The following is a 10,858-nucleotide window of genomic DNA, read 5'->3' on the forward strand; positions in this document are numbered from 1 at the left end:
CGTCCGAGCTGCACGCACAAGCATGCACAGCGCGAAAGAACCCCCGTCGATTCGCTGTCCTGAGGGTTACCTTGATAGGGTGATCTCCGTTCCCCGGCCGCGATTCTCTGCGGGTTCGGATGACAACCCCACCAATCGTCGCGACACTTCAGGGTGCTCGCCCCGACACAGGAGATAGCGCTGATAGCGAACGCTGTGAACCTGCTCTCCGCTGCCGACGCCGGCCACGGAGACGGGGGATTCCACGCCCCGACTCTTGACGAGTTCTTCCCTTCCGCCATCTTCTTCGAAGGCACGCCCTTCGAGCTGAACCGCATCATGCTGGTCCGCCTCTTCGCGATCGCCGTCATGCTGCTGCTGTTCTGGCTGGCCCTGCGCAAGGGGCGGCTCATCCCGTCCCGCGGGCAGAGCATCGCCGAGCTGGGCCTCGACTTCGTCCGCATCCAGATCGTCGAGGAGATCCTCGGCGAGAAGCTGGGTCGGAAGTACCTCCCGCTGCTGGCGGCCATGTTCTTCGGCATCTTCGCCATGAACATCACCGGCATCGTCCCCGGCCTCAACATCGCGGGCACCTCCGTGGTCGCGATGCCGCTCATGCTGGCCGTCGTGGCCTACGTGATGTTCATCTACGCCGGCATCCGCGAAGCGGGCACGGGCACGTTCTTCCGGAACGCCCTCTTCCCGCCCGGGGTCCCGTGGCCGATGTACATCCTCCTGACGCCCATCGAGTTCATCAACATCTTCATCGTCCGGCCCATCTCGCTGGCGCTGCGACTGCTGCTGAACATGATGGTCGGCCACCTCCTGCTCGTGCTCTGCTTCGCGGCGACGCACTTCTTCTTCTTCAGCATGAGCGGCGGGTTCATCGCCTTCGGCGCCCTGACCTTGGTCGGCGGCTTCGTGATGACCATCGTCGAGATGGCCGTCGCCGTGCTGCAGGCCTACGTCTTCACACTCCTCGCCTCGGTCTACATCCAACAGGCCGCGGCGAAAGAACACTAAGTACGACGAGTTCCGTCACCCGACGGAGCTCGCCCAACCGGAAGGAAACACACAGTGGACACCACCACGATCCTCGCTGAGATCAACGGCAACATCGCGACCGTCGGCTACGGCCTCGCTGCGATCGGCCCCGGCATCGGTATCGGCATCGTCGCGGGCAAGACCGTCGAGGCCATGGCTCGCCAGCCCGAGCTCGCCGGCCGTCTCCAGGTCACCATGTTCCTGGGCATCGCATTCACCGAGCTGCTGGGCTTCATCGGCCTCGCCGCCGGCTTCATCTTCTCCTGATCAGTTAGGACGACACACCGATGATCGAGACGATCCTCGCGGCAGAAGGGGCACCCGAAGGGGCAGCCGTCTTCTTCCCCGCTGTTTACGACGTCCTGTGGTCTGCCGTCGTCTTCGTGGTCATCGCGGCGTTCTTCGGGATCTTCGCCATCCCGAGGTTCCGCAAGATCCTCGACGAGCGCGCTGAGCGCATCGAGGGCGGCATCAAGCACGCCGAGGCCGCCCAGGCCGAGGCCGCGCAGGCGCTCGGCGAGTACAAGAAGCAGCTCGCCGACGCTCGCGCCGAGGCTGCGCGCATCCGGGAGGCCGCGCGCGCCGAGGGAGCCGAGATCCTCGCCGACCTCAAGCAGCAGGCCCAGGCCGAGGCCGACCGCGTCACCGCGAACGCCCACGTCCAGATCGAGGCCGAGCGCGCGGCAGCAGTCGCCTCGCTCCGTGCCGAGGTGGGCTCGCTCGCGATCGACCTCGCGTCGGGCGTCATCGGTGAGTCGCTGAACGACGACGCTCGCGCGTCGGCCGTCGTCGACCGCTTCCTGGCTGACCTCGAGGCCGACCAGAACGCGAAGGCGGGCAACTGACGATGGGTTCCATGTCCAGAGAGGCCCTCAGCTCGGCGCGGTCGGTCCTGACCGACCTCGGCGACTCGGCCGACCTGGCCACGGGCGAGCAGCTGCTCGACGCCGGTCGGGTCATCGGCGGGTCCGTGCAGCTGCAGGCCTACTTCGCCGACCCGGCCGTCGACGCCGCCGTCAAGAAGCAGCTCGTCGACCGACTCTTCGGCTCCTTCACGGAGCCTGCCCGTGCTCTGCTCCTCTCGGTGGTCGGCAGCCGCTGGTCGTCGTCCGACGACCTGCTCGCCGGCATCGAGGAGCTCGGGTTCCGGGTCGTCGCCTCGAGCGCGCCGTCCGACAGCAGCATCGAGAACGAGCTCTTCGGGTTCGACGCCGCGGTGTCGTCCGACGCTCGGCTCGAGCTCGCGATCGGCACGAAGCTGAGCGACCCCGAGGCGAAGGCGGGCCTCGTCCGTCGGCTCCTCGAGGGCAAGGCGAGCGCGCAGACCCTGGCGATCGTCACCCACCTCGTCCGCCAGCCGCGAGGCCGCCGCATCGGCGAGCTCGTCCGCACGGCGGCCGACATCGTCGCCGACCAGTCCGGGCAGCTCGTGGCCACGGTGACGACGGCGAAGTCGCTCGACGCCGCCCACGCAGAGCGGCTCGAACGGGGCCTCTCGCAGCAGTTCGGCCGCGACCTCCGCATCAACCAGGTCATCGACCCCGCCGTCATCGGCGGTCTGCGCGTGCAGATCGGTGACGAGGTCATCGACGGGACCGTCGCCACCAAGCTCAGCCTGCTCCGCCTCCAGCTCGCCGGCTAGGCACGCTCCCACACACAGACTCGAGGCCTCCCGAAGCCTCGCTACGAATAGGAATCACAATGGCAGACATCAAGATCAGCCCCGATGAGATTCGCGACGCGCTGAAGGACTTCGTCTCGTCGTACGACCCGTCGAAGGCCTCGACCACGGAGGTCGGCTACGTCACCGACGCCGCTGACGGCATCGCTCACGTGCAGGGCCTGCCCGGCGTGATGGCCAACGAGCTCATCCGCTTCGCGGACGGCACGCAGGGCCTCGCGCAGAACCTCGACGAGGACGAGATCGGCGCCATCGTGCTCGGCGAGTTCTCGGGCATCGTCGAGGGCATGGAGGTCACCCGCACGGGTGAGGTCCTCTCCGTCCCCGTCGGCGACGGCTACCTGGGTCGCGTCGTCGACCCGCTCGGCGCACCGATCGACGGCCTCGGCGAGATCGCGACCGAGGGGCGTCGTGCCCTCGAGCTGCAGGCGCCCGGCGTCATGCAGCGCAAGTCGGTCCACGAGCCCATGCAGACCGGCATCAAGGCCATCGACGCGATGATCCCCGTCGGCCGCGGCCAGCGTCAGCTCATCATCGGTGACCGCCAGACCGGCAAGACGGCCATCGCGATCGACACGATCATCAACCAGAAGGCTAACTGGGAGTCCGGCGACACCACGAAGCAGGTCCGCTGCATCTACGTCGCCATCGGCCAGAAGGGCTCGACGATCGCCTCCGTCAAGGGTGCGCTCGAAGAGGCCGGAGCGATGGAGTACACGACGATCGTCGCCGCTCCCGCCTCGGACCCGGCTGGCTTCAAGTACCTCGCCCCCTACACCGGTTCGGCCATCGGCCAGCACTGGATGTACGGCGGCAAGCACGTCCTCATCATCTTCGACGACCTGTCGAAGCAGGCTGAGGCCTACCGTGCCGTCTCGCTCCTCCTGCGCCGCCCGCCGGGCCGCGAGGCCTACCCCGGCGACGTCTTCTACCTGCACTCGCGTCTGCTCGAGCGCTGCGCGAAGCTGTCCGACGAGCTGGGCGCCGGGTCGATGACGGGTCTCCCCATCATCGAGACGAAGGCCAACGACGTCTCGGCCTACATCCCGACGAACGTGATCTCGATCACCGACGGCCAGATCTTCCTGCAGTCCGACCTGTTCAACGCGAACCAGCGTCCTGCTGTCGACGTCGGCATCTCGGTGTCGCGAGTCGGCGGTGACGCACAGGTCAAGTCGATCAAGAAGGTCTCCGGCACGCTCAAGCTCGAGCTGGCACAGTACCGGTCGCTCGAGGCCTTCGCGATGTTCGCGTCCGACCTCGACGCCGCGAGCCGTCGTCAGCTCGCTCGTGGAGCCCGCCTCACCGAGCTCCTCAAGCAGCCCCAGTACTCGCCCTACCCGGTCGAGGACCAGGTCGTCGCGATCTGGGCCGGCACCAACGGCAAGCTCGACGAGGTGCCCGTCCCCGACATCCTCCGCTTCGAGCGCGAGCTCCTCGACTACCTGGGTCGCAACACCTCGGTGCTCTCGGACCTGCGCGAGAAGAACGTGCTGTCGGACGACATCGTGTCGACGCTCGACTCGTCGATCGACGCCTTCAAGCAGGAGTTCCAGACGGGCGAGGGCAAGCCGCTGGCCTCCGTCGGCCGCGAGGAGTTCAGCGCCACCGACGCCGACGACGTCAACCAGGAGAAGATCGTCAAGGCCAAGCGCTGACGCGCCCGACCGACGATCACGACTGACGAGACAACAGGAGAGTCATGGGAGCCCAACTACGGGTCTACCGCCAGAGGATCCGCTCCGCGCAGACGACCAAGAAGGTCACCCGCGCCATGGAGCTCATCTCCGCCTCGCGCATCCAGAAGGCGCAGGCGCGGATGAAGGCCTCGGGGCCGTACTCGCGTGCCATCACGCGGGCGGTGTCGGCCGTGGCGACGTTCTCGGACGTCGACCACATCCTCACCACCGAGCCGGCGACGATCGAGCGGGCCGCGGTCGTGGTCTTCACGTCCGACCGCGGGCTCAACGGCGCCTTCAGCTCCAACACGCTGAAGGAGGCGGAGCAGCTGTCGCAGCTGCTCCGCAGCCAGGGGAAGGACGTCGTCTTCTACCTCGTCGGGCGCAAGGCGCAGAACTACTTCGCGTTCCGCAAGCGTGACTCGGAGCAGATCTGGACGGGCAACACCGACCAGCCCGAGTTCGCCACGGCGAAGGAGATCGGCGACGCGGTCGTGTCGAAGTTCCTCACCGAGGCCGCCGAGGGCGGCGTCGACGAGATCCACATCGTCTACAACCGCTTCGTGAACATGGTCAGCCAGGTTCCCGAGGTCGTCCGTCTGCTCCCTCTCGAGGTGGTGGAGGGCATCGAGGAGCCCGCCGAGGGCGAGGTGCTGCCTCTCTACGACTTCGAGCCCGACCCCGTCGAGGTGCTCGACTCGCTCCTCCCGGTGTACATCGAGAGCCGCATCTTCAACGCGATGCTGCAGTCGGCCGCCTCGGAGCACGCCGCCCGCCAGAAGGCCATGAAGGCTGCCAGCGACAACGCCGACACCCTCATCCGCGACTTCACCCGCCTCGCGAACAACGCTCGCCAGGCGGAGATCACGCAGCAGATCTCCGAGATCGTGGGCGGCGCCGACGCCCTCAGCTCGGCCAAGTAGATCTGCACCCCAGTTTCACCATCCGAAGAGAGAGAAGCCATGACTGACACCGCAACCGCGCCGGTCGCGACCGAGTCGGCTCCCGGCGTCGGGCGAATCGCCCGGGTCACGGGCCCCGTCGTCGACATCGAGTTCCCGCACGACGCCATCCCTGGCATCTACAACGCCCTGCACACGACGATCACCATCGGCGAGAGCACGAGCGAGCTGACCCTCGAGGTCGCGCAGCACCTCGGCGACGACCTCGTCCGCGCCATCGCCCTCAAGCCCACCGACGGTCTCGTCCGTGGCCAGGAGGTCACCGACACCGGCGGGCCCATCACGGTCCCCGTCGGCGACGTGACCAAGGGCAAGGTGTTCAGCGTCACCGGTGACATCCTGAACCTCGAGGGCGACCAGAAGGTGGAGATCACCGAGCGCTGGCCGATCCACCGCAAGCCCCCGCAGTTCGACCAGCTCGAGTCGAAGACCCAGCTGTTCGAGACCGGCATCAAGTCGATCGACCTCCTCACTCCCTACGTGCAGGGCGGCAAGATCGGCCTGTTCGGCGGTGCGGGCGTCGGCAAGACCGTCCTCATCCAGGAGATGATCCAGCGCGTCGCGCAGGACCACGGTGGAGTGTCCGTGTTCGCCGGTGTCGGCGAGCGCACCCGTGAGGGCAACGACCTCATCGGCGAGATGGACGAGGCCGGGGTGTTCGACAAGACCGCCCTCGTCTTCGGCCAGATGGACGAGCCGCCGGGAACGCGCCTCCGCGTGGCCCTGTCGGCGCTGACGATGGCGGAGTACTTCCGCGACGTGCAGAAGCAGGACGTCCTGCTCTTCATCGACAACATCTTCCGCTTCACGCAGGCCGGCTCCGAGGTGTCGACCCTCCTCGGCCGCATGCCCTCCGCGGTGGGGTACCAGCCGAACCTGGCCGACGAGATGGGCATCCTCCAGGAGCGCATCACGTCGACCCGTGGTCACTCGATCACGTCGCTGCAGGCGATCTACGTGCCTGCCGACGACTACACCGACCCCGCCCCGGCGACGACGTTCGCGCACCTGGACGCGACGACCGAGCTGTCGCGTGAGATCGCGTCGCAGGGCCTCTACCCCGCGATCGACCCGCTGACCTCGACGAGCCGCATCCTCGACCCCCGGTACCTGGGCGAGGCGCACTACAACACGGCCATCCGCGTCAAGGCCATCCTGCAGAAGAACAAGGAACTCCAGGAGATCATCGCCATCCTCGGTGTCGACGAGCTCTCCGAGGAGGACAAGATCACGGTCGCCCGTGCTCGTCGCATCCAGCAGTTCCTCTCGCAGAACACCTACATGGCGAAGAAGTTCACCGGCGTCGAGGGCTCGACCGTCCCCCTGAAGGACACCATCGAGTCGTTCACGGCGATCGCCGACGGCGAGTTCGACCACGTCGCGACGCAGGCCTTCTTCAACGTCGGCTCCATCTCCGACGTCGAAGAGAAGTGGGCTCAGATCCAGAAGGAGAACGGCTGATCGTGGCTGCTCTCACCGTGAGCGTCGTCTCGGCCGACCAGGAAGTCTGGTCGGGCGAGGCGAGCTCCGTCGTCGCCCGCACCTCCGAGGGTGAGATCGGGATCCTGCCGGGTCACGAGCCTCTCCTCGCCATCCTGGCCACGGGCCGGGTCCGCGTCCGCCATGCCGACGGCACCACCGTCGAGGCGACCGCGGACGACGGGTTCCTCTCCGTCGAGAACGACACGGTCACCGTGGTCGCGCGCAACGCGCAGCTGGCCTGACCCGTCTCCTCCCTCCCGTTCCACCGTGCTGTTCCTGCTGCCCCCGTCCGAGACGAAAGTCGACGGGGGCAGCGGTGCGTCCGGGGTCGATCTCGACGCGCTCGCCTTCCCGTCGCTGCGCGCTCAGCGCGAGGACGTGCTGTCACGGCTCGCCGTCCTCTCGCAGGACGTCGAGGCGTCCCTCGCCGCCCTCAAGATCGGGCCGCGGCTGCGCTCTGAGGTGGACAGGAACCGAGCACTGCCGACCGCGCCCGTGCTGCCGGCCCTGGCGAGGTACACGGGAGTCCTCTTCGATCCCGTCCGCGCCTCCGGCCTCAGCGTGGACGAGTGGGCCTGGGCGGGGCGGCACCTCGTCGTGCACTCGGCCCTCCTCGGTCTCGTCTCCGCGACCGACCTCGTCCCGGCCTACCGACTGTCGCACGACTCGCGCCTGCCGGGGGCGAGCCTCAAGGCCACCTGGCGGGCAGCCGTCTCGCAGAGCCTCGCGGAGGTCGACGACGTCGTGGTCGACCTCCGCTCCGAGGGCTACGTCGGCCTCGGCGCCGCGCAGGCCGACCGGTCGACGTACCTGCGCGTCGTCTCCGGCGCCGACGGCGCGCGCAGGGCGCTGAACCACTTCAACAAGAAGTCCAAGGGGCTCCTCGTGCGGGCGCTCCTGGACGACAGGCCCTCGCTGGAGACCCTCGACGACCTCGTCGAGTGGGCGGGAGGCCGCGGCATCGGGCTGGAGCCGGGGGCGAGGGCGGGGGAGACCGCGCTGGTCTCGGAGTCCGTCCTGACACCGGTGGGCTGACGCCCGCCTGCGTCGTCTGCTCCTCCCGCGGGGGACCTCCGCCCAGGGGCCCGGGCGCCGCAGGGGTCACGGGACGGCGACCGGGCCCTCCCGGTGGACGATGCCCTCGTGCTGGAGGAGCCAGCGCTTCGTCTCGACGCCCGCCCCGACCGTGTAGCCGGTGAGCCCTCCCGTGCGGCCCAGGACCCGGTGGCACGGCACGAGGATCGGGAGCGGATTCGCGCGCACGGCGCCGCCGACGGCTCGGCCGGCCTGAGGGCTGCCGATCGTCTCGCCGAGCCGGCCGTACGTCGTCGTCCGGCCCCACTCCACCGTCGCCAGCGCGGACCAGACCGAGCGCTGGAACGACGACCCCGTGAGGCGGAGCGGCAGGTCGAACCACCGGCGCACGCCGAGGAAGTAGTCGCGGACCTGGGTCCGTGCCGCGACGAGGAGGGCGTCGGGCCGCTCGTCGAGCCCGTCGTGGGGGAGGCGCCCCTCCGACTCCACCGCGACGCGCTCGACGGCGAAGCCACGGCTGTGGATCTCGATGCGCCCCACGGGGGAGTCGAGCCGGACGAAGCCGGAGCCCTCCGGGGCGACGTCGGCGCCGCTGCCCGGCGGCGGGGGCGGGACGAGGGCCAGGGTTCTCATGACGAGACCCTAGGAGAACGGGGGCCTCGGGGCGGCGCCGCCGGCGGGCCCTGTGGAGAACTCGCCGTCTTGCTGCTCGGGTCGACTGTCGGCGACCTGCCCCCGTCGCCACCGCCGGAGCAGGTCTGCAGGGCCGATAGCCTGGAGCGACGGCGTCCCGGGGCCCCGGCCCGCGCCTCCCGGCCTGTCGGTCACGACACGGCTGACCTCGACGAGCGGAGCGACATGGACCACGACGATCCGCACCGCGACGACGACACCGTGGTCACGCCGCTCGTGCGGCCGCCCGGGCGGGCCGTGCCCCGCGACCTCGACGACACCGTCGTGCGACCCCGCGGCGCTCGACCGGGCGGTGACCGGGCGGGCACGGCGCCCGTCCGACCCGCCCGCCGGCGCCACGGCGTCCGCGTGGGGACCGCGGTGCACTGGCTCGACCGCCCGCTCCTCGTGGGTCGGCGGCCGGCCGCCCCCCGGGTGGTCAGGGGAGCCGAGCCACAGCTCGTCACGGTGCCCTCGGCGGGCGGCGAGGTCTCGGCGTCGCACGTGTCGTTCGACCAGCAGGGCGACGTGGTCGTCGTGACCGACCTGCGGTCGACGAACGGCACGGTGGTGGTGATGCCGGGCCGTGTTCCCGTCCGACTCCGGCAGGGCGAGTCGGTCGTGGCCCTCGCAGGGACCATAGTGGACCTCGGCGACGGCGTCCTCCTCGAGGTCCTCCCGCCTCAGCGCATCCCCCTCCAGGAAGATCCCCTCCCGTGACAGAGCTCGGCAGCCCCGTGACAGACCACCACCTCGCCCTCGAGGGGTCCACCCTGACCCTCGACTGGGCGGGCGTGACCGACGTGGGCCGCCGACGCGCCCACAACGAGGACAGCTACGTCGCGGAGGCCCCCCTCTTCGTCGTCGCGGACGGCATGGGCGGGCACAGCGCCGGCGACGTCGCGAGCGACGCCGTGGTGCGACGGCTGCACGAGGCGGCGACGGCGCCCTTCCTCACGACCGACGCGGTCGAGGAGGCCCTCCTGCGCGCCACGGAGGAGATCGCGGTCGCGGCCGCCGACACCGAGCTCGGCGTCGGCACGACCGTGACCGGGGCGTTCTTGTCGCTCGACGACGACGAGCCGTCGTTCACGGTCTTCAACGTCGGCGACTCCCGCGTCTACCTCCTCGACGCCGGCGTCCTGCGCCAGGTCACCGTCGACCACTCGGTCGTCCAGGAGATGGTCGACGCTGGCATGCTGCACCCCGACGACGCCGAGTCGCACCCCGACAGCAACGTCATCACGCGTGCGGTGGGCTTCGACGTGGAGCCCCGACCCGACTACTGGCGCGTGCCCCTGAGGCCCGGTCAGCGCCTCCTCGTCTGCTCCGACGGGCTCACGAAGGAGCTCGACGCCCGGGCGATCGCGACGACCCTCGGGGCGGCCGACGGCGCCTCCGGGGCGGCGGCGGACCTCGTCGAGCAGGCGGTGGCCGCGGGCGGCCGCGACAACGTGACGGCCGTCGTCGTCGTCGTGCGGGGCACGTCGCCGGCAGGCGACGCCGAGCCGGACGAGACCACCGTCCCTCGCTGACGCCCCACGGGCGCCGAGCCCTCCCCCGAAATGGGGGGACCGACGTTGTCCCCCGAACGCTCTCGTCGACCCGGCGCCTCGGGGCGCCGACCTAGAATCGATCCGGTCGACGGGGCGTCGACGTGATCGAGGCAGATCGCGCCGACGGCGCGGGGCGGGAGGCGACGTGGCACGACGACTGCCGTCCACACCGCCCGTCCTGCCGGGCTTCTCGTCGGTGCACGTGCTGGGCTCCGGAGGCTTCGCCGACGTCTTCCTCTACGAGCAGAACATGCCCCGGCGCCAGGTGGCCGTCAAGGTGATGCTGAGCGAGGTCGTCAACGACCAGGTGCGGCAGATGTTCCAGGCCGAGGCCAACCTCATGGCGCAGCTGAGCTCGCACCCGTCCATCCTCACCGTCTACCAGGCGAGCGTCTCGGCCGACGGACGCCCGTACCTCGTGATGGAGCTGTGCTCGTCGTCGCTGAGCGAGCGCTACCGGCGTGACAGGATCCCCGTCGCGGACGTGCTGCGCATCGGCGTCGCCATCGGCTCCGCCGTGGAGACCGCGCACCGGGCCGGGGTGCTCCACCGCGACATCAAGCCGTCGAACATCCTCATGACCGCCTACGGCCACCCGGTGCTGTCCGACTTCGGCATCGCCGCCTCCCTCAGCGAGAGCGAGCCGCAGGAGGTCGTCGGCATGTCGATCCCGTGGTCGGCGCCCGAGGTCCTCCTCGACGAGACGGCCGGCACCGTCGAGTCGGAGGTCTGGTCGCTGGGCGCCACCGTCTACTCGCTGCTGGCGGG

The 10,858-nt window shown here is 69.7% G+C and carries 13 protein-coding genes; 12 read left to right on the forward strand and 1 reads right to left on the reverse strand.

The features are described 5' to 3' along the window. Window positions 1-195: 195 nt before the first annotated feature. From atpB to ASF82_RS04615, 9 genes are read left to right on the forward strand one after another with little or no spacing between them, the layout of a single operon-like run. Window positions 196-1,002, forward strand: coding sequence for a F0F1 ATP synthase subunit A (gene atpB / locus ASF82_RS04575; protein ID WP_056053948.1), 807 nt, complete (start codon window positions 196-198; stop codon window positions 1,000-1,002). Window positions 1,003-1,056: 54 nt separating this feature from the next. Continuing rightward, window positions 1,057-1,290, forward strand: a complete 234-nt coding sequence (gene atpE / locus ASF82_RS04580; protein WP_043594505.1) for an ATP synthase F0 subunit C — start codon at window positions 1,057-1,059, stop codon at window positions 1,288-1,290. A gap of 20 nt (window positions 1,291-1,310) precedes the next feature. Beyond that, a complete protein-coding gene (locus tag ASF82_RS04585; RefSeq protein WP_056053950.1) occupies window positions 1,311-1,868 on the forward strand; it encodes a F0F1 ATP synthase subunit B in 558 nt (185 codons plus the stop codon). A 2-nt stretch (window positions 1,869-1,870) separates the two neighbouring features. Further along, window positions 1,871-2,665 (forward strand): F0F1 ATP synthase subunit delta, encoded by a 795-nt coding sequence (locus ASF82_RS04590; RefSeq protein ID WP_056053953.1) that lies wholly within the window; start codon window positions 1,871-1,873, stop codon window positions 2,663-2,665. 59 nt (window positions 2,666-2,724) lie between these two features. Next, window positions 2,725-4,362: a F0F1 ATP synthase subunit alpha gene (gene atpA / locus ASF82_RS04595; RefSeq protein WP_056053956.1), complete on the forward strand. Its 1,638-nt coding sequence runs from the start codon at window positions 2,725-2,727 to the stop codon at window positions 4,360-4,362. Window positions 4,363-4,406: 44 nt separating this feature from the next. After that, window positions 4,407-5,306 carry a F0F1 ATP synthase subunit gamma gene (locus ASF82_RS04600; RefSeq protein WP_056053959.1) on the forward strand — a complete coding sequence of 300 codons (900 nt, stop codon included), beginning with the start codon at window positions 4,407-4,409 and terminating at the stop codon, window positions 5,304-5,306. 39 nt (window positions 5,307-5,345) lie between these two features. Next, complete coding sequence (atpD, locus tag ASF82_RS04605; RefSeq protein WP_056053962.1) at window positions 5,346-6,806, forward strand: F0F1 ATP synthase subunit beta; 1,461 nt, start codon at window positions 5,346-5,348, stop codon at window positions 6,804-6,806. Window positions 6,807-6,808: 2 nt separating this feature from the next. Continuing rightward, on the forward strand, window positions 6,809-7,069 hold the full coding sequence (locus ASF82_RS04610) for a F0F1 ATP synthase subunit epsilon (protein WP_056053966.1): 261 nt from the start codon (window positions 6,809-6,811) through the stop codon (window positions 7,067-7,069). A 25-nt stretch (window positions 7,070-7,094) separates the two neighbouring features. Next, window positions 7,095-7,862, forward strand: a complete 768-nt coding sequence (locus ASF82_RS04615) for a YaaA family protein (protein WP_056053969.1) — start codon at window positions 7,095-7,097, stop codon at window positions 7,860-7,862. A 66-nt stretch (window positions 7,863-7,928) separates the two neighbouring features. Here ASF82_RS04615 and ASF82_RS04620 read toward each other — a convergent pair whose 3' ends face one another. Further along, entirely contained in the window at window positions 7,929-8,495 is a 567-nt protein-coding gene (locus tag ASF82_RS04620) for a methylated-DNA--[protein]-cysteine S-methyltransferase (protein WP_082514314.1), read from the reverse strand. Between the two features lie 225 nt (window positions 8,496-8,720). On the opposite strand from ASF82_RS04620, the gene ASF82_RS04625 reads away from it, so the two are divergent. From ASF82_RS04625 to ASF82_RS16030, 3 genes are all read left to right on the forward strand, one after another. Next, a complete protein-coding gene (locus ASF82_RS04625) occupies window positions 8,721-9,254 on the forward strand; it encodes an FHA domain-containing protein (protein ID WP_056053972.1) in 534 nt (177 codons plus the stop codon). Continuing rightward, window positions 9,251-10,069, forward strand: a complete 819-nt coding sequence (locus ASF82_RS04630) for a PP2C family serine/threonine-protein phosphatase (protein ID WP_056053975.1) — start codon at window positions 9,251-9,253, stop codon at window positions 10,067-10,069. The genes ASF82_RS04625 and ASF82_RS04630 overlap by 4 nt, the downstream gene beginning before the upstream one ends. Window positions 10,070-10,235: 166 nt before the next feature. Next, window positions 10,236-10,858: serine/threonine-protein kinase (locus tag ASF82_RS16030; protein ID WP_235491158.1), on the forward strand; the 623-nt coding region annotated here is incomplete at its 3' end.

The organism is Frigoribacterium sp. Leaf164, from assembly GCF_001423665.1.
GTDB lineage: Bacteria > Actinomycetota > Actinomycetes > Actinomycetales > Microbacteriaceae > Frigoribacterium > Frigoribacterium endophyticum.

Excerpts from the sequence above, each read along its gene's own strand:
- atpD (WP_056053962.1), top strand. The coding sequence starts at position 5,346 with ATGACTGACACCGCAACCGCGCCGGTCGCGACCGAGTCGGCTCCCGGC.
- ASF82_RS04590 (WP_056053953.1), top strand. The coding sequence starts at position 1,871 with ATGGGTTCCATGTCCAGAGAGGCCCTCAGCTCGGCGCGGTCGGTCCTG.
- ASF82_RS04625 (WP_056053972.1), top strand. The coding sequence starts at position 8,721 with ATGGACCACGACGATCCGCACCGCGACGACGACACCGTGGTCACGCCG.
- ASF82_RS04585 (WP_056053950.1), top strand. The coding sequence starts at position 1,311 with ATGATCGAGACGATCCTCGCGGCAGAAGGGGCACCCGAAGGGGCAGCC.
- ASF82_RS04620 (WP_082514314.1), bottom strand. The coding sequence starts at position 8,495 with ATGAGAACCCTGGCCCTCGTCCCGCCCCCGCCGCCGGGCAGCGGCGCC.
- ASF82_RS04600 (WP_056053959.1), top strand. The coding sequence starts at position 4,407 with ATGGGAGCCCAACTACGGGTCTACCGCCAGAGGATCCGCTCCGCGCAG.
- atpA (WP_056053956.1), top strand. The coding sequence starts at position 2,725 with ATGGCAGACATCAAGATCAGCCCCGATGAGATTCGCGACGCGCTGAAG.